This window comes from Caulobacter sp. GSs2 (genome assembly GCF_058680895.1).
The window spans coordinates 1,626,273-1,650,801 of record NZ_CM178725.1 but is presented as its reverse complement, the minus strand read 5'-3'; the positions used below and the strand labels follow the sequence as shown (position 1 = coordinate 1,650,801).

19 protein-coding genes, 1 tRNA gene and 1 pseudogene are annotated in these 24,529 nt (G+C 67.4%); 11 read left to right on the top strand and 10 right to left on the bottom strand.

The window, feature by feature from the left end; translation table 11 throughout:
• Nucleotides 1-44: 44 nt before the first annotated feature.
• From ACW17Z_RS08010 to ACW17Z_RS08000, 3 genes are all read right to left on the bottom strand, one after another.
• Nucleotides 45-1,166 carry a hypothetical protein gene (locus ACW17Z_RS08010; protein ID WP_492058284.1) on the bottom strand — a complete coding sequence of 374 codons (1,122 nt, stop codon included), beginning with the start codon at nt 1,164-1,166 and terminating at the stop codon, nt 45-47.
• An 84-nt stretch (nt 1,167-1,250) separates the two neighbouring features.
• Complete coding sequence (locus ACW17Z_RS08005) at nt 1,251-2,480, bottom strand: TetR/AcrR family transcriptional regulator (protein ID WP_419319987.1); 1,230 nt, start codon at nt 2,478-2,480, stop codon at nt 1,251-1,253.
• 132 nt (nt 2,481-2,612) lie between these two features.
• Entirely contained in the window at nt 2,613-2,744 is a 132-nt protein-coding gene (locus ACW17Z_RS08000) for a hypothetical protein (protein ID WP_492058283.1), read from the bottom strand.
• Between the two features lie 74 nt (nt 2,745-2,818).
• Between ACW17Z_RS08000 and ACW17Z_RS07995 the strand changes: the two genes are divergently transcribed.
• From ACW17Z_RS07995 to ACW17Z_RS07980, 4 genes are all read left to right on the top strand, one after another.
• Nucleotides 2,819-4,045: a serine hydrolase domain-containing protein gene (locus ACW17Z_RS07995; protein ID WP_492058282.1), complete on the top strand. Its 1,227-nt coding sequence runs from the start codon at nt 2,819-2,821 to the stop codon at nt 4,043-4,045.
• 395 nt (nt 4,046-4,440) lie between these two features.
• The gene (locus tag ACW17Z_RS07990; RefSeq protein ID WP_492058281.1) at nt 4,441-6,531 is read left to right on the top strand and encodes a 3-hydroxyacyl-CoA dehydrogenase NAD-binding domain-containing protein; all 2,091 of its coding nucleotides are present in this window, start codon (nt 4,441-4,443) and stop codon (nt 6,529-6,531) included.
• Nucleotides 6,532-6,681: 150 nt separating this feature from the next.
• A complete protein-coding gene (locus ACW17Z_RS07985; RefSeq protein ID WP_492058280.1) occupies nt 6,682-8,238 on the top strand; it encodes a class I adenylate-forming enzyme family protein in 1,557 nt (518 codons plus the stop codon).
• A 115-nt stretch (nt 8,239-8,353) separates the two neighbouring features.
• Nucleotides 8,354-9,340 (top strand): DegT/DnrJ/EryC1/StrS family aminotransferase, encoded by a 987-nt coding sequence (locus ACW17Z_RS07980; RefSeq protein WP_492058279.1) that lies wholly within the window; start codon nt 8,354-8,356, stop codon nt 9,338-9,340.
• 160 nt (nt 9,341-9,500) lie between these two features.
• Here ACW17Z_RS07980 and ACW17Z_RS07975 read toward each other — a convergent pair whose 3' ends face one another.
• Entirely contained in the window at nt 9,501-10,520 is a 1,020-nt protein-coding gene (locus ACW17Z_RS07975) for an adenosine deaminase (protein WP_492058278.1), read from the bottom strand.
• 227 nt (nt 10,521-10,747) lie between these two features.
• Between ACW17Z_RS07975 and ACW17Z_RS07970 the strand changes: the two genes are divergently transcribed.
• The gene (locus ACW17Z_RS07970) at nt 10,748-11,815 is read left to right on the top strand and encodes a phytanoyl-CoA dioxygenase family protein (RefSeq protein ID WP_492058277.1); all 1,068 of its coding nucleotides are present in this window, start codon (nt 10,748-10,750) and stop codon (nt 11,813-11,815) included.
• Nucleotides 11,816-11,942: 127 nt separating this feature from the next.
• Here the strand turns inward: ACW17Z_RS07970 and ACW17Z_RS07965 are convergent, their stop codons facing one another.
• The 4 genes from ACW17Z_RS07965 to ACW17Z_RS07950 all read right to left on the bottom strand — a co-directional run bounded on the left by ACW17Z_RS07965 (nt 11,943) and on the right by ACW17Z_RS07950 (nt 15,633).
• Entirely contained in the window at nt 11,943-12,824 is an 882-nt protein-coding gene (locus tag ACW17Z_RS07965) for a hypothetical protein (RefSeq protein WP_419319995.1), read from the bottom strand.
• A gap of 67 nt (nt 12,825-12,891) precedes the next feature.
• Nucleotides 12,892-13,785: a pirin family protein gene (locus tag ACW17Z_RS07960; protein ID WP_492058276.1), complete on the bottom strand. Its 894-nt coding sequence runs from the start codon at nt 13,783-13,785 to the stop codon at nt 12,892-12,894.
• 74 nt (nt 13,786-13,859) lie between these two features.
• Entirely contained in the window at nt 13,860-15,155 is a 1,296-nt protein-coding gene (locus ACW17Z_RS07955) for an SMP-30/gluconolactonase/LRE family protein (protein ID WP_492058275.1), read from the bottom strand.
• The gene (locus tag ACW17Z_RS07950; protein WP_419254149.1) at nt 15,136-15,633 is read right to left on the bottom strand and encodes an Lrp/AsnC family transcriptional regulator; all 498 of its coding nucleotides are present in this window, start codon (nt 15,631-15,633) and stop codon (nt 15,136-15,138) included. The genes ACW17Z_RS07955 and ACW17Z_RS07950 overlap by 20 nt, the downstream gene beginning before the upstream one ends.
• A gap of 141 nt (nt 15,634-15,774) precedes the next feature.
• On the opposite strand from ACW17Z_RS07950, the gene ACW17Z_RS07945 reads away from it, so the two are divergent.
• Nucleotides 15,775-19,218, top strand: coding sequence for an indolepyruvate ferredoxin oxidoreductase family protein (locus tag ACW17Z_RS07945; RefSeq protein WP_492058274.1), 3,444 nt, complete (start codon nt 15,775-15,777; stop codon nt 19,216-19,218).
• Between the two features lie 32 nt (nt 19,219-19,250).
• Here ACW17Z_RS07945 and ACW17Z_RS07940 read toward each other — a convergent pair.
• Both ACW17Z_RS07940 and ACW17Z_RS07935 read right to left on the bottom strand, forming a co-directional pair.
• Nucleotides 19,251-19,331, bottom strand: a pseudogene (locus ACW17Z_RS07940) (hypothetical protein); the annotation flags it as partial.
• A gap of 12 nt (nt 19,332-19,343) precedes the next feature.
• A complete protein-coding gene (locus tag ACW17Z_RS07935) occupies nt 19,344-20,525 on the bottom strand; it encodes a DUF418 domain-containing protein (protein WP_492058273.1) in 1,182 nt (393 codons plus the stop codon).
• Between the two features lie 146 nt (nt 20,526-20,671).
• Between ACW17Z_RS07935 and ACW17Z_RS07930 the strand changes: the two genes are divergently transcribed.
• The 5 genes from ACW17Z_RS07930 (at nt 20,672) to ACW17Z_RS07910 (ending at nt 24,296) form a co-directional block, all read left to right on the top strand.
• Nucleotides 20,672-20,974, top strand: a complete 303-nt coding sequence (locus ACW17Z_RS07930; RefSeq protein ID WP_419254151.1) for a hypothetical protein — start codon at nt 20,672-20,674, stop codon at nt 20,972-20,974.
• Nucleotides 20,971-22,086: an NAD(P)/FAD-dependent oxidoreductase gene (locus tag ACW17Z_RS07925; protein WP_492058272.1), complete on the top strand. Its 1,116-nt coding sequence runs from the start codon at nt 20,971-20,973 to the stop codon at nt 22,084-22,086. Before ACW17Z_RS07930 ends, ACW17Z_RS07925 begins: the two co-directional genes overlap by 4 nt.
• Before the next feature lie 95 nt (nt 22,087-22,181).
• Entirely contained in the window at nt 22,182-23,267 is a 1,086-nt protein-coding gene (locus ACW17Z_RS07920) for a glycosyltransferase (protein ID WP_492058271.1), read from the top strand.
• A 105-nt stretch (nt 23,268-23,372) separates the two neighbouring features.
• Nucleotides 23,373-23,449: transfer RNA gene (locus tag ACW17Z_RS07915), tRNA-Met, on the top strand.
• Nucleotides 23,450-23,579: 130 nt separating this feature from the next.
• Nucleotides 23,580-24,296 (top strand): DUF2786 domain-containing protein, encoded by a 717-nt coding sequence (locus tag ACW17Z_RS07910; protein ID WP_492058270.1) that lies wholly within the window; start codon nt 23,580-23,582, stop codon nt 24,294-24,296.
• Nucleotides 24,297-24,529: the final 233 nt, after the last annotated feature.

The window sequence follows — 24,529 nt, the reverse complement described above, 5'->3', positions numbered from 1 at the left end:
CGCGCTTCTTTCGTTCAGGAGGGCCGTGATGACCTTCGGCGGCCTCAGATATAGTCGAGCAGACTAGCTCCGCCATTGGGGCCGCTTGCGCTGCTGAAGAACGAGGCCAGCTGACTGCGCATATCCTGCAGCTTGACCATCTGGTCGTAGAGCTGCGGCGTCCAGCCCGCAGCCTGGCGCTCCTCGCCGGTCATGCCGACATAGCGCGCGATCATCGCCTTGCCGAACGCCGACGGGTCGTCAGAGGCGCCGGTGGACGTGTAGCTGTCGCGGACCGCCTGACCGTCGCGGGTGCGGATCTCGGTCGCCGCCTCGCGGATCTCGTGCTCCGAGAACAGCCCGTCGCGATTGAGCGAGATCGCGGCCAGCGAACGGGCGTCGAACCGGGTGAAATCGATCTCGCCCAACTCCGAATCGCTCGCCATGCCCTCTCCGGTCGCCGTGGCGTATTGCCGGTCCAGCACCGCCCGCACGTCGCTGGCCACCTTGCCGAAGTCGCGGGTGCGGGGACTGGCGACCACGCCGCCGGCGTCCTTCAGATAGGCGGCGATCGGGTCGCCCTCGATGCCGGCGGGGGCGAGGCCGGGGCGGTCCATGGCCTGCTTGCGGCCCTCGGTCAGGGCGGCCTTGTCCTTGGCCCACTGGCCTGTCGCCTTTTCCTCGGGCGGGGCGGTCTCAAGATGATCCAGGGCGGCCTTGTAGAGACCGGCATAGTCGCCGGTGATCCGGGCGCTGGCGGCGGGGCCGGCCAGGACGGAGTCGCGTCGAGACTTCAGGTCCAGCGAGGCGACGACCTGCTCCTCGATCGGGAACTTGCCGCCGCGGTTGCTGGCGACGGCGTAGAGCTCGCGGCGATCCAGCCCGGCCAGATCGATGGTCGCCTTGCCGTCCTTCAGGGCGCTCGTCGCCCTGGCGGCCTTCAGCAGGCTGTCGAGGGCGGAGCGGGCCTCGGCGACCACGCCATCGGCGGTGCGGGTGTCGGTCTGGGCCTTCAGGGCCGCCTGGGCCTCGGCCGACAGGGTGACGGTGACGGCCGCCGTGGCGTTGTTGGCCGCCTTGGCCTGGGGCGAGGTGTCCGCCGTGTTCGTTGGCGTGGTTGTCGTATTGGTCGCCGGGCCGGCATTGGCGTAGCCCGTGACGTACGGCGAAGATCCGATGATGGTCATGGGGGTGCTCGAAGCGATTCAATCGCCGCAAGCGTAACAGCCCCGCGATGCTTTGAAATCCTGCGAAATCAAACCTCTGGTTGGTTAACGCGTGAACACGCCCATCAGCAGCGGACGAGCGAACAGTTCAGCCGCCTCGTCGCGCTCGACCCCGGGCACCCAGGCGCCGAGGGCGGCGGCGGCGTTGAGCATCGAATTGATCATGTGAGCGGCGATCATCGGATCGACGGGTCGGATCGAGCCGTCGGCGATGCCGTCGGAGATCATCGCCGCGAACCGTTCGGAGCCCCGTCCATAGCCCTCGGCCATGTCATGGCGGATATCGGTGGGCAGGGCCCCCATCGACGAGGCCCGAAGCAGGGGGCCGTGGTCCGACAACTGATAGGCCACCAGGGTCGCGGTGGCGGCGGCCACCTGGTCCCAGGACGAGCCCTTGCTGGCGCGGGCGTCGACCTGCGACTTGCGGGTCACGGCGAAGGTGCGCTGGAAGCACTCCACCACCAGGGCGTCCTTGTCCTCGTGGTGGTGGTAGAACGAGCCCTTGGTCACGTTCAGCGCCGCCGAGATGTCCTCGACCGAGGCGCCGCGATAGCCGCGCTGATTGATCAGCCGGGTGGCGGCGACCAGGAAGGTCTCGCGCCATTCCTGGCCTTCGGCCGAGACGGGGGTCGGGTCGGGCAGGGCGGCGGGCGCCCAGGCGCGGCCGGGCGCGGCCAGGCCGCCGATCAGGATGTCGTAGATCTTGTCGCGGACGCGTTCGTAGTCGTCCAGATCGTAGCGCCGCAGCCAGGTGCCCGACCAGAACACCTGCTCCATCAGCAGGTGGGTGCGGGCGTTGCGCTGGCGCTTTTCCAGGTGCTCGAAGCCCTCGCCCTCGAAGAAGCTCCGCACGCGGCGGAACAGGTCGTTGAAGGCGTTGGAGACCGACGAGCGCAGCGGTTCCTTGAGGGCCTTGATCTCGGTGAAGCTGGTCAGGGGCGTGGCCTCGCCCAGCCGCACGCGACGGTTCAGATCGAGATACAGATCAATGAAGGTCTTCAGGCGCGAGGGCGGATCGGGCTGGGCCGCCGCCTGGGCGATCATGGCGTCGAAACGCTCCAGGCCGCGCATGAAGCAGGCGGCCGCCAGATCGTCCTTCTTGCGGTAGTAGTAGGTGACGCTGGTGGTGATCAGGCCCACGCGGGCGGCGACGTCGGCCAGGGTCATGCCGCGCACGCCCTGACGGTTGAGGATCGCCGTGGCCGCCGCCAGGATGGCTTCCTTCTTGCGCGCATAGCGCGCCGTGGCCACGCCCGCGATCCGTCCATCATCCATACGCAGGACCCCCGAAGCACCGTTTACGCCGGTTGTTCGACTACTTGGTGCAATTTAGGCGCGCCGAGGGGCTGCGCAAAGGCCGCGCCCCCGATTATCTCGACAATAACAGGCCTTCTGATCCGGCGTTTTTCAGCTTTGTTGCAGAACGCCGATCGGCTGGGCGCCTTCGACGTCTTCCAGGGTGGCCTTGTCGCTCAGGTCCTTGCCCATCGGCGTTCCCTCGTTTTCAATAACCCTGCGCGAGGCGCGTAGAGCGAACATCGCTTCACAAGGCCTTGTCGCCAACAAAAACAACGCCCTCCCTGCGGGGGCGGTCGCAGGGGAGATGTAGAATCGTGAGCACGCCTGAAGCCGTGGGGCTGTCGTCTGAGCGCCTGAAGCGCATCGAGACCTTCATCCAGGAAAAATACATCGACAGCGGCAAGCTGCCCTGCGCCCTGACCCAGGTCTGGCGACGCGGCCAGCTGGCCTATACGTCCGTGCTGGGATCGGCCGATATCGAGCGCGGCAAGCCTCTGAAGGCTGACAGCCTGTTTCGCATCTATTCGATGACCAAGCCCGTCACCAGCGTCGCCTTCATGATGCTGGTCGAGGAGGGCAAGGTCTCGCTCGATGATCCGGTCCATCGCTTCATTCCAGCTTGGCGCGACCTGGGGGTCTTCCAGGCGGGCGTGCAGGGCGCATTCCAGACCAAGCGGTCGGCCGAACCGATGCGGATGCTGGACCTGCTGCGCCACACGGCCGGCCTGACCTATGGCTTCCAGCAGCGCACCAATGTCGACGCGGCCTATCGCAAGCTGAAGCTGGACGGCATCGACAGCGACGGCGGCCTGCAGGAGTTTGTCGACAGGCTGGGAACCGTGCCGCTGGAGTTCAGCCCCGGCGAGGCCTGGAACTATTCGGTGGCCACCGACGTGCTGGGCTATCTGGTCGAGAAGATCTCCGGCCAGCCCTTCGACGCCTTCCTCAAGAGCCGCATCTTCGATCCGCTGAAGATGGTCGACACCAGCTTCTTCGTGCCGGAGAGCCAGCGCGCCCGCTTCACCGCCTGCTACGCCCTGACCCCGTCGGGTAAGATCGTCCTGCAGGACGATCCGGAAAAGAGCCGCTATCTGACCGATCCCTCGGTCAAGTCGGGTGGCGGCGGCCTGGTCTCGACGGCTGACGACTATATGCGCTTCTGCCGCATGCTGCTGAACGGCGGCGAGCTGGACGGCGCGCGGCTGCTCAGCCCCAAGACCATCAGGCTGATGACCATCAACCACCTGCCGGGCGGCAAGGAGCTGACCGAGCTGTCCAAGTCGCTGTTCAGCGAGGCGGTGTTCGAGGGCCTGGGCTTTGGCCTGGGCTTTGCGATGACGGTCGACCAGGCGCGGACCAAGAACATCGGCTCGCACGGCGAATATTTCTGGGGCGGCATGGCCTCGACCGCCTTCTGGATCGATCCGGTCGAAGACCTGGCGGTGGTGTTCATGACCCAGTTGATGCCGTCGACCGCCTACCCGATCCGGCGCGAACTGCGGACGCTGGTCTATTCGGCGTTTACGGAGTCAGCGGCTTAGCGGCAGGCGCGAAAGAAAAGCGGCGCGGGAGCCAGGCTCCCGCGCCGAAGTGCGCTTTACCTAAGTTCGACGCATTGGCCACAACGCGCCGCGCCCACGCAAAAACCATGACTTCGAAATTCCGGGACGCTTGCAAGTCGCGTCCCAAGTCCCAGCTCCCACGCGTACGCCCTCCCCCAGCCCGACCGTTCTCATGACAGTGGAGGGCCGACCGCGTTCAACGCGTCGTCCGCCCCCACGGACAATCTTGGCTGAAATTGCTGTTTCGAACTTGTAGTATGTTCACTACGTCGTCAACGCCGGCTGCCCACAATTCGGGCGCCGCTTCGTCAGGCTGGACATCCGCGTCTGGCCGTGCAGGTTTTGTCTTCAAACAACCGTTCAAAAGAGCAGGGGTGGAAACCGCCATGACCGCGATCAACGCCGTCACCGATCTAACTGTCGAAGGCGACATCGGCGTCATCACGCTGAACTCGCCGCCAGTCAACGCGCTGTCGGCCGCCGTGCGCGAGGGGCTTTCGGGCGCCTTTGACGCGGCCATCGCCGATCCGGCCGTCAAGGCCATCGTGCTGATCTGCGAGGGCAAGACCTTCATCGCCGGCGCCGACATCACCGAGTTCGGCAAGGCCATGACCGGCCCGCCCCTGCAGGACGTGCAGAACACCATCGAGAACTCGCCCAAGCCGGTGATCGCCGCGATCCACGGCACGGTGCTGGGCGGCGGTCTGGAAGTGGCGCTGGTGGCGCATTACCGCGTCGCCGTGCCCTCGGCCAAGGGCGGCCTGCCCGAAGTCAACATCGGCCTGCTGCCGGGGGCCGGCGGCACCCAGCGACTGCCGCGCATCGTCGGCGTCGAGAAGGCGCTGGAGATGGTCACCAGCGGCCAGCACGTTCCGGCCAAGGCCGCGCTTGCCATGGGTCTGTTCGACGAGCTGGTCGAGGAGGGTAACCTCCGCGCCGGCGCCATTGCCTACGCCCACAAGGTGCTGGCCGAGAAGCGCCCGCTGGCCAAGGTTCGCGAGCTGAACGCCAAGGTCGAAGCCGCCCGCGGCAAGCCCGAGATCTTCGCCGCCTTCCGCGCCGCCAACGCCAAGAAGTTCCGTGGCTTCATGGCCCCGGAAAACAACATCAAGTGCATCGAGGCGGCGGTGAACCTGCCCTTCGACGAAGGCCTGAAGGCCGAGCGCAGGCTGTTCATGGAGCTGATGACCGGCAACCAGTCGGCCGCCCAGCGCCACGTGTTCTTCGCCGAACGCCAGGCCGCCAAGATCCCCGACGTGCCGGACGACACCGCCATCATCCCCCTCAAGAAGGTCGGCGTCATCGGCGCCGGCACCATGGGCGGCGGCATCTCGATGAACTTCCTCAACGCCGGCATCCCGGTGACGATCATCGAGATGAAGCAGGAAAACCTGGATCGCGGCGTCGCGGTGATCCGCAAGAACTACGAGAACACCGCCAAGAAGGGCCGCATCACCCAGGACGACGTCGAAAAGCGCATGGCGCTGCTGACGCCCTCGATGTCGCTGGACGATCTGGCCGACTGCGACCTGATCATCGAAGCCGTGTTCGAGCTGATGGAGATCAAGAAGGAAGTGTTCGGCAAGCTGGACAAGATCGCCAAGCCCGGCGCGATCCTGGCCTCGAACACCTCGTATCTCGACATCGACGTGATCGCGGCCTCGACCTCGCGGCCGGAAAGCGTGATCGGCCTGCACTTCTTCTCGCCGGCCAATGTCATGCGCCTGCTGGAGATTGTCCGTGGCGAGAAGACCGACAAGTCGGTGATCGCCACCTCGATGCAGATCGGCAAGAAGATCGGCAAGGTCGCCGTGCTGGTGGGCAACTGCCACGGCTTCGTCGGCAACCGCATGCTGGCCCAGCGCCAGCGCGAGGCCCAGAAGCTGATCCTGGAAGGCGCCATGCCCTGGGATGTCGACCGGGTGCTCTACGACTTCGGCCTGCCCATGGGCCCGTTTGCCATGAGCGATCTGGCCGGCCTCGATATCGGCTGGGACGCGGCCAAGACCTCGTCTTCGACCGTGCGCGAAGTGCTGTGCGAGATGGACCGTCGCGGCCAGAAGAACGGCAAGGGCTTCTACGACTATGACGAAAACCGCGTCGCCAAGCCCTCGGCCATCGTCGAGGAAGTGATCCGCGACTTCGCCGAAAAGCGCCAGATCCAGCGCCGCGACATCACCGATCAGGAGATCCTGGAGCGGTGCCTCTACCCCATGGTCAACGAGGGCGCGAAGATCCTCGAAGAGGGCAAGGCCATCCGGGCGTCCGACATCGATACGGTGTGGCTCAACGGCTATGGCTGGCCGGTCTATACCGGCGGCCCGATGTTCTGGGGCGAACTGATCGGCCTCGACAAGGTGCTGGCCAAGATGAAGGAATTCCACGCCACGCTGGGCGAGGACTTCAAGCCGTCGGCCCTGCTGGAGCGGCTGGTGGCCGAGGGCAAGGGCTTCAAGGACGCCTAGCGTTCGGCGCCATCCAAAAAAGCTTGTCATCCCGGGCGGCGAAGCCGACCCGGGACCCAGGGGCCAGTGCAGTGCGGTTGCCCCTGGGTCCCGGCTCTCCGCTTCGCTGCGGCCGGGATGACAAGAGTTTTGAGTTCTAGGAAGAAGCCCATGACCACCATCGCCGCCATGATGTCCGCCGACTACGGCGTGATGGGCGACATTCTGCGGCTGCGGACGGCGCAAAACCCCGACCATCCGGCCATCGTCATGGAAACTGGCGAGGCGGTGACCTACGGCCAGTTCGACGCCCTGGTCGATCGCGTGGCGGCGGCCCTGCAACGCGACGGGATCGCGCCGGGCGAGGCGGTCGCGGTCTGCGCCCTCTCATCCATCCCTTACACGGCGGTGTTCCTGGGCGGACTGCGGGCCGGGGTGGCCGTGGCGCCGATCGCGCCGTCCTCGACGCCCGAGGCCATAGCCGGCATGGTCGCCGACTGCGGGGCCAGGCTGTTCTTCCTCGACGCCGGCGTGGCCGAGGCCCAGAAGCCCGCGCCGGTTCCGGTGCGCCTGATCGCGCTGGACGGCTCAAGCGCTGGTGAGGCCTTCGATGCCTGGCTGGCTCCTGAAGGCGCAAAGCCGTCGCCCATCGAGATCGCGCCCGAAGCGCCGTTCAACATCATCTATTCCAGCGGCACCACCGGCACGCCCAAGGGCATCGTCCAGTCGCACGCCATGCGCTGGAAGCACGTCTTCCGGGGCGACGCCGTCGGCTATGGCCCCACGGCCGTGACCCTGCTGTCGACCCCGCTCTATTCCAACACCACCCTGGTCTGCTTCTTCCCCACCCTGGCGGGCGGCGGCACGGTGGTGCTGATGAAGAAGTTCGACGCCGGCCGGTATCTGGAGCTGGCCCAGATGCACCGCATGAGCCACACCATGCTGGTGCCCGTGCAGTACCGCCGCCTGATGGAGCGGCCGGACTTCGACAGCTACGACCTGTCGACCACCCACCTGAAGTTCTGCACCAGCGCGCCGTTCGCGGCGAACCTCAAGGCCGATGTGCTCAAGCGCTGGCCCGGCGGGCTGGTCGAGTATTTCGGCATGACCGAAGGCGGCGGCACCTGCATCCTGATGTGCCATGAGCACCCCGACAAGCTCCACACGGTGGGCCAGCCGGCGCCGGGCCATGACATCCGGCTGATCGACGAGGACGGCGTGCAGGTCGGGCCCGGCGTGGTCGGCGAGATCGTCGGGCGCTCGGCCGGCATGATGAACGGCTATCACGGCCAGCCGGGCAAGACCGCCGAGGCGACCTGGGTCTCACCCGAAGGGCTGCGCTTCATCCGCACCGGCGATGTGGGCCGGTTCGACGAGGAGGGCTTCCTGACGCTGATGGACCGCAAGAAGGACATGATCATCAGCGGCGGCTTCAACATCTATCCCAGCGATCTGGAGGCCGAGATCGTCAAGCACGAGGCCGTCGCCGAGGCCGCCGTAGTCGGCGTTCCGTCCGACGCCTGGGGCGAGACGCCGGTCGCCTTCGTGGCCTTGAAGGCCGGCGCGATCGCCGACGCCGACGAGATCAAGACCTTCGTCAACAGTCGGGTGGGCAAGACCCAGCGCGTGGCGGAACTGCACCTGGTCGATGCTTTGCCGCGCAGCCACATCGGCAAGGTTCTCAAGCGCGAACTGCGCGACTCATGGCAGGCTTCATCGAAAGCCTGAGCTTTTCCCCGCGACGGCGCGCCGCAGTGGGGCGAACGGAATCGGTTGTTACGGTTGCTTAACCATAAGGTGACGCCATAGGGCGGAACCGGTCTCTCGTGGAAGCGCCTGCCCCATGCGTCCTTCGCCCGCCGCCGCCCCCGTTCCGCAGCCGACCACAGCCAAGAAACGCGCGCTCTCCCTGCCGGTCGACTTCGACGCCGTGACCGAGGCCCTGCGCGCGGCCGGTCATGGTCCGGGCGAGGAAGCGGGCCTGATGTCGCGCTTCTGCCGCCCCGTGGCCGTGCGGGTGCTGTCCGATCATGCGCAGGCCGTTTCCGTCGCCCTGACCGCCCTGGGCGTCCGTCCCGGCGGCTATTGCGTGGTGTCGGCCCTGGCCTGCGCGCAGACCCTGGCCGGCATTGACGCGGCGGGCCTCAAGCCCTGGCTGGTCGATGTCGATCCATTCAGCTGGATGTTCGACCCCTCGCACCTTCGCGAGCGCCTGCCCGAGGCCCCCGGTCCGCTGGAAGCCATCCTGCCGGCCGGCGCCCATGGCCGCGCGCCCGATCTGCGCGCCTGGGCCGCCTTTCGCGACGAGACCGGCCTGCCAATCCTGGTCGAGGCCGTCGAGGCCTTTGACGTCATTCAGAGCGCGCCGGTGCCGGTCATTGTCGGCCTGCCCAGCGGCCAGGGCGTGTTTGTCGCCTGCGAGGACGCCACCCCGATCAACGCCATGGACGCGCCGCTGTTCGAAGGCGAGGCGGGCCTGGACCTGTGGCCGCAAAGGCGTCCGCGCCTGGCCACCGCCGCTCAGCGCCTGCGCGTGCTGCTGCTGGATGCCCCCATCGGTTTCCAGCCCGGCTGGGGCATGAGCTGGGTGTCCGAGACCTGCGCCTTCAGCCTGCCCGACGACACCGCCGCCGGCGTGCTGACAAAGCTCGGCGAGGCCGGCGTCGAAGCGGTCGGCGCCTCGTTCCGCACCCGTGACATGGACGCCGACGAGACCCCGGTCGCCGACCGCCTGGCGGGTTCGGTGGTGGTGATCCGTATCGATCCGGACCTGGGTCTTGAGGCCCTGGACGATATCGCAGCGGTGCTGCGGACGGCCGTGGCGGGTTAGTTCGCCAACCTATCTCCGATCTTCCCGGCGAAAGCCGGGACCCAGATCGAACCCACGAGTGCCTGACGGCCTTGCGCCGTGGATGGGCGCGTCATCCCCAAACGCTCAGGCTGAATCTGGGCCCCGGCTTTCGCCGGGGAGAGCGGATTTATTGGGCGGGCTAGTTCGCCGCCGCGTAGGCCTCAACGCCTGCGATCCGCTCGGCCTTTTCCGCCTCGCTGAGGAAGGACCCGGCGAAGCTGTTGCGGGCCAGGGTCACCAGCTCGTCGCGGCTCAGGCCCACCGCCGTCGCCGTGGCCATGTAGTTCTCCAGCAGATAGCCGCCGAAATAGGCCGGGTCGTCGGAATTGACCGTGGCCTTCAGGCCCAGGTCCAGCATGCGCTTGAGGGGGTGCTCCTCCAGCGTCTTGACGCCGCACAGCTTCAGGTTCGACAGCGGGCAGACCGTCAGGGTCACGCCATCGCGCACCAGCCGCGCGGTCAGGGCCTCGTCTTCCAGCGCGCGGTTGCCGTGGTCGATGCGGTCGACCTTCACCAAGTCTATGGCTTCCCAGACATAGGCCGGAGGGCCTTCCTCGCCGGCATGGGCGACGATCTTGAGCCCGAGGTCGCGGGCCGCCTGGAACACCCGGGCGAACTTGGCCGGCGGGTGGCCGACCTCCGAGCTGTCCAGACCGACGCCGGCGATCTTTGAAAGCCAGGGCTTGGCCTGTTCCAGGGTGGCGAAGGCGGCGTCTTCGTCCAGATGGCGCAGGAAGCAGAGGATCAGCTTGGAAGTGACGCCCAGCGTCTTTTCAGCCTCGTCCATGCCGGCCAGCAGACCCTTCATGACCACGTCGAAGGCGATGCCCCGATCGGTGTGGGTCTGGGGGTCGAAGAAGATCTCGGCGTGGGTGCCGCCATCTGCCGCCAGGCGGCGGAAATAGGCCAGGGCCAGGTCCTTGAAGTCCGCCTCCGTGATCAGCACCCCGGCGCCCTGGTAATAGATGTCCAGGAAGTCCTGCAGGTTGGAGAAGGCGTAGGCCGCGCGGATCTCTTCGACCGACTTGAAGGGCAGGGCGATGCCATTGCGCTCGGCCAGTTCGAACATCAGCTCGGGCTCGAGGCTGCCCTCGATGTGCATGTGCAGCTCGGCCTTGGGCAGGCCGCGAACGAAGGTGGTGAAATCAGTGTCGGTCATGCAGGTTTATGATCGCACCAGCGGGGCGCGATCAACCGTCATTGCGGCGCGCGGCCTGCAAATGCGACCCGATAAACCCGACAGCCGTAAACCGGACATCGACCCGATAAATCCGGACATTCCCGATAAACCCCTTAAGGCCTCGGCGCTTCGCGCCGGGACTGGCAATCACGCTTCGATATCGGTTAAGTCGGTTCCGTACTCAAGGTTGTCGCCGCGAAGGGCCCATGACTGTTTCCCAGAAGCTTCTGCCGGGCGTGCCGGTCATCGAGTCGATGCTGTTCGCGGCCTCGCTGGACGACATGGGCCTGTCCAACAGCGAGCGCGACATCGCCGTCCAGCTGAACGAGAAGGGCTTCGCGGTCTTTGACTTCCCCGATGAGGAGATCGACCAGCGGATCGAGCGCATCATCGCGGCTCTGACGCCGGAATATGATCTGGAGCACTACCGCGCCAACGGCTGGGCCCGGAAGGATCAGCGCGTGCAGGACGCCTGGCGCACCAACGAGGACGTCCGCGCCATCGCCGCCAACACGGTGGTGACCGACCTGCTGAGCAAGCTGTATGGCCGCCGCGCCTTCCCGTTCCAGACGCTGAACTTCCCCGTCGGGACCCAGCAGCACATCCATTCGGACTCGATCCACTTCTCCAGCATTCCCGAGCGCTTCATGTGCGGCGTATGGCTGGCGATGGAGGACATCCATCCCGACGCCGGCCCGCTGGTCTACTATCCGGGCTCTCACAAGTGGCCGATCGTCTACAACGACATGATCGGCAAGGTGATCGGGACCGGGGCCGACTTCATGGCCCAGAAGCCTTATGAAGACGTCTGGGACGCCATGGTCGAAGCCTCCGGCGCCAAGCCGGAACTGTTCCAGCCCAAAAAGGGCCAGGCGCTGATTTGGGCCGCCAACCTGCTGCACGGCGGCAGCCGCCAGAACGATCCGACGCGGACGCGCTGGTCGCAGGTGACGCACTACTATTTCGACGACTGCGCCTATTACACGCCGGCCTTCTCGGACCCGCTGATGGGCAATCTGGACCTGCGCCAGATCGTCGACATCACCACCGGCCAGACCGCGCCCAACATCTATATCGATCGCCCGGTCGAGCAGGTCCCGCGTCGGGCCTCGCCGGTCGGCGCAGGGCAGCCCGCGCCGGTTCGCGGCAAGACGCCGCCGGACTTCGATGCGAAACGCTATCTGGCGCTCAATCCCGATGTGGCGGCGGCCGGCGTCGACGCCAAAAAGCACTATCTGCGCTTCGGCATCCGCGAGAACCGTCGCTACAAGTAGCGGCCGCTTACGCCTCGGTCAGGAACGCCGCCAGCGCTGCGGCGAAGGCCGGGTCCCGTCATCGGCCCAGACCGTGAAAGCGATCTTCAGGCCGGCGGACGTGGTGAAGCTGGGTCGGGGCGCTGTTCTAGTTGTTGGCGGCGATCTCGGCCTTCAACCTGGCGACGGCTTCGGCGATCGGCGACTGTCCACACAGCGCGTCTGTTCGGGGCGGAGCCTCGCCGTCGATGCCGGCGCCGATACAGAGCTGGGCGGCAAGATCTATCGGCAAGAGATCGAGCGGCTCCTTGCCGGCGTCGTGGCGCGCGATGACGACGTCCAGCTTGGTGATGAAGTCGCGCCAGAACGCCCGGCTTTCGTTGTCGTCGACCGGCTTGGACTCAGGGTCGGATGGCGGTGGCGAGGGGCGGGGCTCCAGAGCCTGGCGTGGCAGGTCTCGCAAGGTCGCCGCCGCCTCGTCAAACCGTCCCAGTTCGCGCAGGGCGTTGATCGCGCGGATGCGCAGCGCCAACCCATCGAGGGTTTCGGGCTGCGAGGAGATTTGACCCGCCGCTGTGACGAACTCGCTGCGATAGCGGTTGTGACGCGCGGCGTCCCCGTCGGTTTCCCACGTGGCGTTGAGGAGCAGCCATGCGGCGGTGGCCTCACTGCCGCCGAGCGCACGCTCCAGCCAGGCGGCGCGGTAGTACTGTGTTTCGTCCTTCCGCAAGGCCAGGTAGTCCGGCGAGGCGAGCAGGGCAGGCAGGCGCGCCAGCTCTTCCGGGGAGAAATCCCTGTACATCACCAGGCCGTTCTTGGGGCAGGTCGGCAGGTTCAGGGGGAAGGTCCAGCTGCCGTAGGGGCGTCCGTCCGGTCGGTGGCCGTAGATCGAGTAGGATCCCGTTGTCACATAGGTGAACCTTTGGCCGCCGACGGCGCACTTTTCCTTCACCTGCACGGGAAAGCCCGCCCAGGCCGAGGCGGGCAGGCACAGCGCCAAGCCAAGGGCGAAAGCCGAAATCAGACGCAAAATCGATCCTCCGCCAGACACGCTAAAGGGAGCAAGTTTCGCTAGCGCCCGTCAAGGTGGCGAGGTGCTACATCGGTTGCGGCGTTGCGGGCTTGGCCTCGGGCAGGGGGATGAACTCGTCGTGGTCCAGGTCGGGCAGCTTCATGCGGCCGGCCTTCCAGTCGGCCTTGGCCTGCTCCAGCCGGTCCTTTGACGACGAGACGAAGTTCCATTCCATGAAGCGCGGGCCCACGGGCTCTCCGCCCAGCAGCATCACGGTCGAGGGCTCCAGGGCCTTGAAGACGATGGTGTCGCCGGGCGCGAACACGGCCATCTGCAGGGCGGTCAGTTCGCGGCCGTCCACCTCGACCCGGCCGCTGGCGACATAGGCCGCGCGCTCGGAATATTCGGCGGGCAGGGCGGCGGTGGTTCCGGCCGCCATTTCCCAGTGCACATAGAAGAGCGGCGAATAGACCGGCACATTGGTCTTGGCCCCGAAGGCCTCGCCGGCGATCAGCCGCGCCTTGAGCCCGCCGCTCTCATAGGCGGGCAGGGCGGCGTCGCCCTCGTGATGGCTGAAGCTGGGAGCCACCTCCTCGAACTCCTGGGGCAGGGCGATCCACGCCTGCATGCCGTCCATCCGGCCGCCCTGGCGGCGCAGGGTCTCGAAGCGCTCGGAATGGGTGATGCCCGACCCGGCGGTCATCCAGTTGACCTCGCCGGGCTTGATCACCGCCAGCGAGCCGACGCTGTCGCGATGGGTGATCTCGCCCTGGAACAGATAGGTCAGGGTCGACAGGCCGATATGGGGGTGAGGGCGCACATCGGCGCTCTTGGGAAAGCCCGGCGCGAACTCGGCGGGACCCATGTGGTCGAGGAAGGTGAAGGGGCCGACCATCCGCTTGGCGTGGAACGGCAACGCGCGCCCGACCTCGAAATTGCCGATGTCGTGACGGCGGGCTTCGATAACAAGGTCGATCATGGAGGGCTCCGGCGCGGGGATGGCCGGAGATTCTCACAGGTTGCTGTGGGCGTCTTGTCGAAATGCGCCTCGCGCTAGCGCGAAACAGCGATGCCCATGACGCGCGCGGCTCTGGGCTCCGCCGTCTTCAGCCCGTCGTCGCCGAAGTCGGTCCACTGGCTGCGGGCCACGAAGACAAAGTCGTCACCGCGCATCGCGCCGCTGGTCGGCTCGTCCAGCTCGGGCAGGTTGGCGGCCAGGGTCTCGACTCGGGTCAGGCGCTTTCCGTCCGGCGTCGGCCACAGGCGCAGCAGCCGCTGGGGCGAGACGCCGTTCTGGACAGCGATCAGAGTCTGGCCGGCGCGGGCCAAGCCATCGACGCCCAGCAGGGTGACGTCCGGCGGGATCGCGACCGGCAAGACCGCGCCGCTGGCCAGATCGATGACGTGCAGGCCGCTGGAATAGTCGGCGACCAGCAGATGCTTGCCGTCGGCGGTCAGGGCCAGGCCCTGGGGCGAACCCAACTCGGGCGAGGAGACCAGCCGGTCCAGCGCCTTGGCTCCGGGCTCCAGCCGCCAGATCTCGCCGCCCAGGGAATTGGAGGCGTAGACCGCGCCGGCGGGGCCCACGGTCAGGTCGCCCAGCTGGCGCTTGGCCCCGTCAGCGGGCGGTGCGTGGCGGGCCAGGATCTTGCCGGTGTCCAGATCGATGCGCAGCAGGGCCGTGGCGCCTAGATCGGTTGCGGCGACGCCCTTGGCCTGGGGCGTGGCGGCGGTCAGGGCCCATAGAATCCGCCGCGGCGCATCGATGGCGATACCGAACACGCCCCAGTTGTCGTCGGAGGGCGCCGTAAACTCTGAGACCGCGCCGTCCTCGCCGATGGCGACGATCCGTCGGGTGTGGATCTGGCTGACCAGCAGGCGACCGGTCTTGCTGTCATAGGCGACGCTCTCGGTCAGGACGGGGCCGGCGAAGTCCTTGACCGGCTTCAGCGCGCCGACCGGCTGGCGGTTGACGGCGACCCGTGCGGCGACCGGGGCATAGTCGGGGCGCTCGGCCAGAGCCTTGAGGACCGGATCGGCGGAGGCGTTGTGGGTCAGGCCCATGGCCGCGTGGCGGGCCAGCAGGGCGACCGCGCCGGCGGGGTCATCGGCAGCCTTCAGACGGGCCAGCAGCAGGATGGCGCCGGGGTGTGACGGCATCGTCGTCACCGCCTCGCTGAGTCGGGCTTGAGCGGCTGCCATGTCGCCGGCCTTGGCGGCGGCCAGGCCCTCGGCGCGCAGGCGGCGGAAGGCGTCCAGCCGCCCCTCGGCCAGGGACGGCGTGGTCAGGCAAAAGGCGAGCGCGCCGACGGCGGCGCTCGCGAGCGCCTTAGCCCAGCGGGCTGACATAGGGGCTGACGAGACCCAGCGGCACGGCGGTGGAGTTCTTGACCCCCCGGATGACGATGCGGCTCTCGATGTTGCTCACCAGGCCCAGCGACAGAAGCTTGTCGCGGAGGAACTCATCGAAGGCGCGCATGTCGCGGGTGACGATGCGCATCTCGTAGTCAGCCGAGCCCGTGACGGTCGCGCACTGCACCACCTCGGCCCACTTGCTGACGGCCTGCTCGAACGTGTCGAGGTTTTCCTTGGTCGGCAGCGACAGCTTGACGGTGCAGTAGACCTCGAAGCCCAGGCCGAGCTTTTCGCGGTCCAGGATGGTGACGCGGCGCTGGATGACGCCGGCGTCTTCCAGCCTTTTGATCCGCCGCCAGCACGGGCTGGACGACAATCCGACTCGTTCCGCGATCTCCGCGACAGACAGTCCGGCGTCGTGTTGGATGAGATCGAGGATCTTGGCATCCACGGCGTCGAGTTGTTCGGACAAGATTTCCTCCCCCAGAGGTCGTTTGGCGCGGTGATCATGCCGAAAGCGGCCATGGGTAGGGCACGCCTTGGGCAAACAATTTCCCTGTTTCTATAAGATATTGCTACGCGGGCGAGAAGACCCGGGAGGAATTTTTTTGCCATGAGGCACTCGGAAGTCACTCTAGACGACAAATATCTTCTCGAAGATGGTCGCGCCTTCATCACCGGCGTGCAGGCGCTGATCCGGGTTTTGCTCGATCGCAAGCGCCTGGACCGCAAGGCGGGGTTGAATACGGCGGGCTTTCTCTCCGGCTACCGCGGCTCGCCGCTGGGTGGTCTGGACCAGCAGGCGGCGCGCCTGAACAAGCTGCTCACCGCCCATGATGTGGTCTTCAAGGAAGGCCTCAACGAAGATCTGGCCGCCACCGCCGTGTGGGGCAGTCAGCAGGCCAATCTGTTCCCCGGCGCGACCCATGATGGCGTGTTTGGCATGTGGTACGGCAAGGCGCCCGGCGTCGACCGCACCGGCGACGTCTTCAAGCACGCCAATTTCGCCGGCAGCTTCCCGACTGGCGGCGTGCTGGCCGTGGCCGGCGACGACCACGCCTGCAAGTCCTCGACCCTGCCGTCGCAGTCGGAGTTTGCCTTCCAGGACTTCGAAATGCCGGTGCTGTCGCCGGCCGACGTGCAGGAAGTGCTCGACTACGGCCTGATGGGGATCGCGATGTCGCGGTTCACCGGCCTGTGGACCGGCATGATCGCCCTGGCTGACACCATGGATAGCGGCGTGACCATCGACGTCTCGCTGGACCGCCACAAGATCATCATCCCCGACTTCGCTATGCCTCCAGGGGGACTCGGCATCCGGCTGAAGGACCAGCCGATGGAGAAGGAGCGCCGCCTCCGCCTCCACAAGATTCCCGCCGCCCTGGCCTTCGCCCGCGCCAACCATATCGACCGCGTGGTGCTGGGCGCCTCGCATGTGCGGGTCGGCAAGGCGCGCCTGGGCATCGTCTGTCAGGGCCAGGCCTACAAGGATGTGCTGGAGGCCTTCACGGCCATGGGCATGACCCTGCAGGAAGCCGCCGACCTGGGCGTGTCGATCTACAAGGTCGGCATGCCGTGGCCGCTGGAGCCGCTGGGCATCCGCGCCTTTGCCGCCGGTCTCGAGACCCTGATGGTGATCGAGCACAAGCGTGGCCTGATCGAGCCCCAGGCGCGCGCCGCGCTCTATGACCTGCCGGCGCAGGCCCGCCCGCGCATCATCGGCAAGACCGACGAGCACCATCACCCGCTGCTGTCGGAGCTGGGCTCGCTGTCGGTCGCCGAAATCGCCCTGGCCATCTATGACCGCCTGCCCGACGGGCCGCACATGGAACGGGCCCGGGCCTATCTGGACCGCGTCTCGGCCGCCGGCGTCGCCGCCGTCAGCCTGGCCGCCGACCAGGCCCGCAAGCCGTTCTTCTGCTCGGGCTGTCCGCACAACACCTCGACCAAGCTGCCGGAAGGTTCGCGGGCCCTTGCGGGCATCGGCTGTCACTACATGGCCGGCTTCAACGATCCCGCGACCGACCTCAACACCCACATGGGCGGTGAGGGCCTGACCTGGGTGGGCGCGGCGCCGTTCACCACCGAGAAGCACGTCTTCCAGAACCTGGGCGACGGCACCTACAACCACTCCGGCTCGCTGGCGATCCGGGCGGCGATCGCGGCCAAGGCCAACATCACCTATAAGCTGCTGTTCAACGACGCCGTCGCCATGACCGGCGGCCAGAAGGCCGAGAGCGGCTTCACCCCGGCCCAGATCACCCGCCAGCTGGCGTCCGAGGGCGTGACCAAGACGGTCATCGTCGTCGACGAGCTGGAACGCTATGCCGAGGTCAGGGATCTGGCCCCCGGCGTCGAGGTCTTCCCACGATCCGAGCTGATGACCGTGCAGAAGATGCTGCGCGACACGGTTGGGACCACGGTGCTGCTCTATGACCAGACCTGCGCCACCGAAAAGCGCCGCCGTCGCAAGCGCGGGACCATGGCCAAGGCGACCCAGCGCGTCTTCATCAACCCGCTGGTCTGCGAAGGCTGCGGCGACTGTTCGGTGAAGTCCAACTGCGTCTCGGTCGAGCCGCTGGACACTGAGTTTGGCCGCAAGCGCAAGATCAACCAGTCCAGCTGTAATCAGGACTATTCCTGCGTCGAAGGCTTCTGCCCGTCGTTCATCACCCTGGAAGGGGCCGAGGGCGCGCAGTCGAAAAAGGCTCCCGCCGCCCTGACGGCGGACTCGACGCCTCTGCCCGAATTCGAGCCGCTGACCGGCGTGCGCAAGATCCTGTTCACCGGCGTCGGCGGCACGGGCGTGACCACCGTGGCCTCGATCCTGGCCATGGCCGCCCATATCGACGGGCGCTCGGGCAGTGTGGTCGACATGACCGGCCTGGCCCAGAAGGGCGGCTCGGTGTTCAGCCACGTCAAGATCGGCGAGACCGAAGAGACCGTGGTCGGCGGTCGCGTCCCGGCTGCCAGCACTGACGTGCTGATCGCCTGCGACCTGCTGGTGGCCGCCTCGCCCGAGGGCCTGTCGCTGTACGCCAAGGACCGCACGCGGGCCTTCGGCAACAGCGATTTCGCCCCCACCGCCGATTTCGTCACCAGCCGCGACGTCAAGTTCGACAGCGGCGCCATGGCCCGCCGGGTCAAGGCGGCGTCGAAGAGCTTCGACGCCTGCCCGGCCCAGCATCTGGCCGAAAGCCAGTTCGGCGACGCGATCTTCGCCAACATGATCATGGTCGGTTTCGCCTGGCAGCGCGGCGTGATCCCGCTGTCCAGCCGCGCCCTCTACCGGGCCATCAAGCTGAACGGGGTCGAGGCCGACGCCAATCTGCAGGCCTTCGAGCTGGGCCGCCGCATCGCCCACGATCCCACGGCCGCCGGCCCCAAGGTCGACGCCGTGGCCACGCCCGATACGATGCCGCTGGACGACCTGATCGCCAAGCGCACGGCCGAGCTGACGGCCTATCAGAACGCCGTCTATGCGGACCGCTACGCCGCCAAGGTGGCCAAGGTGCGCGCGGCCGAGGTCGCGATCAGCGGCGCCGAAAGCGCCCTGCCGCTGACCCGCGCGGCGGCGGTCAATCTTTACAAGCTGATGGCCTACAAGGACGAGTACGAGGTTGCCCGTCTGTACACGGACGGTCGCTTCGCGGCGGAACTCGCCGGGACGTTCAAGGGCGGCAAGGCCAAGGTCTGGCTGGCTCCGCCGCTGATCGCCCGCAAGGGTCCCGACGGCCGCCCCAAGAAGATCGCCTTCGGCGGCTGGATGCTCGACTACGCCTTCCCGCTGATGGCGAAGATGAAGGGCCTGCGCGGCGGTCCGTTTGACATCTTTGGCGCCACCGAGGAGCGCCGGATGGAGCGCGGCCTGATGGCGGACTACGCGGTCACGCTGGATCGGCTGTCAGCCGGTCTGCGGCCTGAGAGCCTGCCGCTGGCCCTGAAGATCGCCGAGATCCCGCAGGCCATCCGCGGCTACGGCCACGTCAAGGAGGCGTCGGTGGTCACGGCCAAGGCTGCTGAGGCCAAGCTGTGGGAGCAGTGGAAAGCGAACTAAATCTTGTCATCCCGGAAGCCTCGCAGAGGCTATCCGGGACCCAGGGGCCGCCGCAGTGCGCCGGCCCCTGGGTCCCGGCTCTTCGCTTCGCTACGACCGGGATGACAAGGAATAGGGCTTGAGGCCTACGCCGCCCGCCTGACGAACGGCACCTTCCACGTCCGGTACGTCGCCGCCCGCCACAGCCACTCCAGCGGGCCATAGGCGAAGCGCCTGAACCACAGCTGGGCGGTGACGGCCTGGATCACCAGATAACCGACGCCCAGCCCCAGGGCGGCCCCTTGCGGCAGGGTCTTCCACGCCGCCAGACCAAAGCCGTAGAACACCGGAACCCAGATCAGCGACTGGACGACATAGAAGGTCAGGGTCATGCGGCCCATCGGGGCCAGCAGGCGCAGGACCCTGCCCGCCAAGCCCTGATAGGCCTCGACGATCAGCAGCACATAGGTCCCCATCAGGGCCATGTCGAACCAGCCGCCTAGCAGATTGCCAGCCATCACCCGGGCCATGCCGGGCTTGGGCGTCTCGGGCAGCAGGGCGGTCAGGTGCGGCTTGGCCAGGTACAGCGCCAGGGCGGTGGTCGCCAGCACGGCCAGGGCGACGCGGCGCTGGACGATGAAGCGCTGCGGCGCGTCGAGAAAGCCGCTGCGGCCCAGCATCAGCCCGATCAGGAACAGGCCCAGCACCAGGCCCAGCCGGCCGGTCTCGATGAAGAACCACCACTTGGTCAGCTGGCCTTCGAACAGGTTGGTCTTCAGCACCGCCATCAGGTCGGCGCTCTGGTAGAGCGCCAGGGCCGGGTCGGTCCAGTGGTGGGGCGGCGTATTGGCCCAGGGCGCGCCCGAGGCGGCGATCGCGATCTGCATCCACATCCACGGCTGCAGCAGGAACAGCGCCGCCGCGCCGGCCAGCGCCTTGGTCGAGGCGCGATAGAACGGGATCAGCGGGATGCCCAGCAGGGCCAGCACCACCAGGATGTCGCCGCGATAGATCAGGCCGTGGACCATGCCGATCAGGGCCAGCAGCGCCATCCGCCAGACGAACCGCGCGGAGAAGTCCTCGCCCCGTCGGGCCGAGCGGTCCATCAGCAGGAAGAAGCTCAGCCCAAAGCACAGGGCCAGCAGGGCGAAGGCCTTGCCCATCATCAGGGTGGTGATCAGGGTGTGGGTCAGGGTCTGCTGGGGGGAAGCCCAGTAGATCTCGAACTGCTCGAACATGTGGACCATGAACACGCCGATCAGGGCGAAGGCGCGCAGCGTGTCGATCAGGTCGTTGCGCATGGAGACGGTCGGCGCGTCGCGGTCCATGGTCGAAATTCCCCCCTTGGACAGTGCGCCGCCATTGGCCTGACTAGCGCTGTCATTGGTCGGACCTTGCCGCCGTGGCCCGGCTTGTCAACCGCCCGCGCCGCCGAGGTGTCGCACGGCGGGGCGTTCGTGTTAGGCTCTGCGCCATGACCAGACCGCTCGATCCCCCTCACGTCACGGTGCAGCTTTCCGCCGAGGACGCCGCCGATCTGCAGGCCCGGGTGGAGCGGGGCGAGTTCGCGTCGCTGGACGAAGGCGTCGCCGCCGAACTGGCCGAGCTCAACTATCGCCGCGCCGCCGAGATCGTCGGAGGCTCCGAGCAGCTCGAAGCGCTGCTGGACGAGTTGGATTTCGACCTGGTCGATCCCGAAGAGCCGGTCGCCGGCAATATCTCGCTGACGCAGATGCTGACCAACCTGAAGGCGCAGGCCAAGGCCGCCGACGAGTGAGCGAGACCTTTGATTTCGACGCTGTCGTCGTCGGCGCCGGCGCCGTGGGCCTGGCCTGCGGCTATGCGCTGGCCAAGCGTGGCCTGGTCGTGGCGGTGCTGGAAGAGCAGGGCCATATCGGTCAGGGCGTGTCGTCGCGCAATTCCGAGGTGGTTCACGGCGGGCTCTACTATGCCACCGGTTCGCTGAAGGCGCGGCTGTGCGTGCAGGGGCGACGCCTGCTCTACACGTTCCTCGACCGGCACAACGTCTCCTACAAGAAGTGCGGCAAGCTGGTGGTGGCCACCAGCGACGAGGAGGTCGCGCGCCTCGACGGCATCTGGGCCCAGGCTCTGGCCAATGATGTCGAGGGCATGGAGCGCCTGACCGGCGAACAGGCCAGGGCCATGGAGCCCGGCCTCAACGCCCACGCCGCCCTGCTGTCGCCGGAAAGCGGCGTGTTCGACAGCCACGGCTACATGCTGGCCCTGCAGGGCGAGATCGAGGCGGCCGGCGGGGCGGTGGTGATCGCCACGCCGTTCGAGGGCGCGGAAGCCCTGGCCGAGGGCGGCTTCTCGGTGCGGGCCGGCGGGGCCGAGCCCACCACCCTGACCTGCCGGCTGCTGGTTACCGCGCCGGGGCTGTCGGCCCAGGCCGTGGCGGGCCGGATCGAAGGCTATCCGGAAGATGGCATTCCCAAGGGCCACTTCGGCAAGGGCGTCTATTTCCGCCTGACCGGCAAGGCGCCGTTCCAGCGGCTGATCTATCCGCCGCCGATCCCTGGCGCCCTGGGCACCCACTATCGCAACGACCTGGGTGGCCAGGCGGTGTTCGGCCCCGATCTGGAATTTGTGCCGGAGCCGGACTATTCCGTCGACCCGGCCCGGGCCGAGGTTTTCGCCGCCTATATCCGCAAGTTCTGGCCAGGCCTGCCCGACGGCGCCCTGACCCCCGACTATGCCGGCGTGCGGCCCAAGCTGCATGGCGCGGGCGAGCCGCAGCCGGACTTCCAGCTGCGCGGCCAGGACGACCACGGCCTTGCAGGCCTCATGGCGCTGTTTGGCATCGAGAGCCCCGGCCTGACCAGCTCTCTGGCCATCGGCGAAGAGGTCGCGGCGCGGCTGCTGGACTAGGCCGGCCAGGCGGCGCCGGCCGCCGCAGGCTCTAGATTGACACGCCCGACCCACCCGCAGATGGTCCGCGCGCCTCGCCGTATCGGAGACCCGCCTTGACCAACATCCTGCACGCCATGCTGGGCAAGGGGCTGGGCGGTCTGGAGCGCGTGTTCCTCGACTACCAGCCGATCCTCGAGGCCTATGCCGCCAAGCACGGCGGAACCTGCACGGGCGTGGTGCGCCGGGGCGGGGCGGTCAGCGGGGCCGAGGCCATGCGCTCGCCGCCGCTGGAGGTGATGCCCGCCTTTACCGACTGGGACCCCTGGACCGTGGGCGCCGCCCGGCGACTGGTCGAGACGGTTCACCCGGGCCTGATCCTCAGCCACGGCCAGCGCCCGGCGCGGCTGTTTGGCCGTCTGGCGCCGGTGGGCGTGGTGCAGGCGGTCTGCGTGCACAAGCCGGTCTTCGATGTGATCGAGGGCGCCCACTATATCTGCGTCGGACGTCATCTGGCCGAGCTGGCCGTGGCGCGCGGCGTGCCCTCGGCGCGGGCCCACTTCGTGCCCAACGCCGTGGCCGAACCCACCGCCCAGGCCGATCCCTTCGCCGCCCCGGGCACGGCGATCCGGGTGGTGGCCGCCGGCCGGCTGCATCCCAAGAAGGGCTTCGACATCCTGATCCGCGCCATCGGTCTGCTGCGCGCCCGCGGCTTGGACGTCGTGTGCGACATCGCCGGCGAGGGCGAGGAGCGCGCGCATCTGGAGCGCCTGATCGCCGAGCTGGACCTGGGCGCCGCCGTCAGCCTGATCGGCTGGACGGCCGACGTCTCGGGCTTCCTGGCCATGGGCGACCTCTTCGCCTTCCCGTCGCACCAGGAGGGTTTCCCCCTGGCCCTGCTGGAGGCCATGGCCGTGGCGCTGCCGGTGGTGTCGTCGGCCATTGATGGCCCGGTCGAGATGGTCGCCGATGGCGAAACCGGCCGCCTCGTGCCGCCCGATGATCCCATGGCCTTGGCCGACGCCCTGGCCGACCTGATCGCTGCGCCCGACCTCGCCCGCGCCATGGGCCAGCGCGCCCGCGAGACCGTGTTGCGCGACTATGGCTCGGCCCGCCTGGCGCGGCGTCTTGAAGCGGTCCTGGATCGCATGCTCGAGCCTTCCCGGGACTGGGCTTCCCGTCCCGGGAAGGCTCTTTTCTAAGTAGAAGCGCGATCTGGCGCCGAACCGGCGGCCACTTCGGCGGATCGCGCTTGCAGGCTTGATGCCTAGGCCGCGAGAGCGTATGACGCCGCTCCGTTCTGGAACGGTTGGGTAGCTCAGATGGTTAGAGCGGTGGATTCATAACCCACAGGTCGGCGGTTCGATCCCGCCTCCAACCACCAGGACGGATTTCCACAACACACGGGTTTGTCGGGCCTTGTTCGCCCGCTACGCTGGACCGTACGGGCGCTCAGCCAAACCTGATGGGCCGGCGCCGATGGTGCGCGAAGTCGACCTTTTCGGGATTCATCCGTGAACGACAATCCCGATCTCGCCGCCCTCGATAAGCTCAAGGCCCGCATCCAGGGGCTGCGCGCCAAGACCACCGACAACGGCTGCACCGAAGGCGAGGCTCTGTCAGCCGCCGCCAAGGTCGCCGAGTTGCTGGATCGCTACGACCTGTCGCTGACCGATGTCGAAATCCGGGATGCGCCGTGCGAGCGGCGCGACTACGAGACCCATCGCAACAAGCGCATACCGCTGGACGATTGTGTTGGCGCGATCGCGGACTTCTGCGATTGCCGGGTCTGGCGCGAGAAAAACCCGGCGGGCGAGGCGCGATACGTCTTTTTTGGGCTCCGATCCGATGTTGAAGCCGCGCACTGCCTGACCGAACTGATCGATCTCGCCGTTCGCTCCGAACTCGGCCGCTACAAGACCAGTGCCGACTATCAGCGGTTCCGGCACCAGGAGCGACACATGGCCAATGCGTCCTTCACCCTGGGCATGGTCGCGTCCATCGCTGCCAAATTGACGGCGATGAAGGCGCGGCGCGACCAGGCCAACCACGGCGCCGGGCGTGATCTTGTCGTCCTCAAGGCGTCGGTCGTCGACGCCGAACTCGACAAGCTCGATCTCAAGCTCAAGACCGTGCGCCGCGCGACACGCATGGTGTCGCCAGAGGCCTACGACGCCGGCGGCGCGGCGGGCGCGGCCCTGGCCCTCTCTCGGGCCATCCGGGAGCCGTGATGACCTCGACCGCCGGCGCCTCGCCCGCTATCGGGCGCGGCGTGAAAGGCTGAGAAACCCGGGCGCGATCAAGCCGCTTTCAGGGCCTTGAAGGACGCATCAGCCTCGCGACGCAGGGTGCGCCGGCGTCGTTGATGCAGAGGAGGCGGAGACGGCCTCCGAGCGACTTTACCGTGAGCAGACCATCCATGGTCCAGCGCTCAATGGCCCGGACGTGCTTCAACGCGAGATCG

What these genes read in the sequence shown, in the direction of transcription:
- ACW17Z_RS08010 (WP_492058284.1), bottom strand. Translation starts at nt 1,166, where the DNA reads ATGACCATCATCGGATCTTCGCCGTACGTCACGGGCTACGCCAATGCC.
- ACW17Z_RS08005 (WP_419319987.1), bottom strand. Translation starts at nt 2,480, where the DNA reads ATGGATGATGGACGGATCGCGGGCGTGGCCACGGCGCGCTATGCGCGC.
- ACW17Z_RS08000 (WP_492058283.1), bottom strand. Translation starts at nt 2,744, where the DNA reads ATGTTCGCTCTACGCGCCTCGCGCAGGGTTATTGAAAACGAGGGAACG.
- ACW17Z_RS07985 (WP_492058280.1), top strand. Translation starts at nt 6,682, where the DNA reads ATGACCACCATCGCCGCCATGATGTCCGCCGACTACGGCGTGATGGGC.
- ACW17Z_RS07980 (WP_492058279.1), top strand. Translation starts at nt 8,354, where the DNA reads ATGCGTCCTTCGCCCGCCGCCGCCCCCGTTCCGCAGCCGACCACAGCC.
- ACW17Z_RS07975 (WP_492058278.1), bottom strand. Translation starts at nt 10,520, where the DNA reads ATGACCGACACTGATTTCACCACCTTCGTTCGCGGCCTGCCCAAGGCC.
- ACW17Z_RS07970 (WP_492058277.1), top strand. Translation starts at nt 10,748, where the DNA reads ATGACTGTTTCCCAGAAGCTTCTGCCGGGCGTGCCGGTCATCGAGTCG.
- ACW17Z_RS07960 (WP_492058276.1), bottom strand. Translation starts at nt 13,785, where the DNA reads ATGATCGACCTTGTTATCGAAGCCCGCCGTCACGACATCGGCAATTTC.
- ACW17Z_RS07955 (WP_492058275.1), bottom strand. Translation starts at nt 15,155, where the DNA reads ATGTCAGCCCGCTGGGCTAAGGCGCTCGCGAGCGCCGCCGTCGGCGCG.
- ACW17Z_RS07945 (WP_492058274.1), top strand. Translation starts at nt 15,775, where the DNA reads ATGAGGCACTCGGAAGTCACTCTAGACGACAAATATCTTCTCGAAGAT.
- ACW17Z_RS07935 (WP_492058273.1), bottom strand. Translation starts at nt 20,525, where the DNA reads ATGGACCGCGACGCGCCGACCGTCTCCATGCGCAACGACCTGATCGAC.
- ACW17Z_RS07930 (WP_419254151.1), top strand. Translation starts at nt 20,672, where the DNA reads ATGACCAGACCGCTCGATCCCCCTCACGTCACGGTGCAGCTTTCCGCC.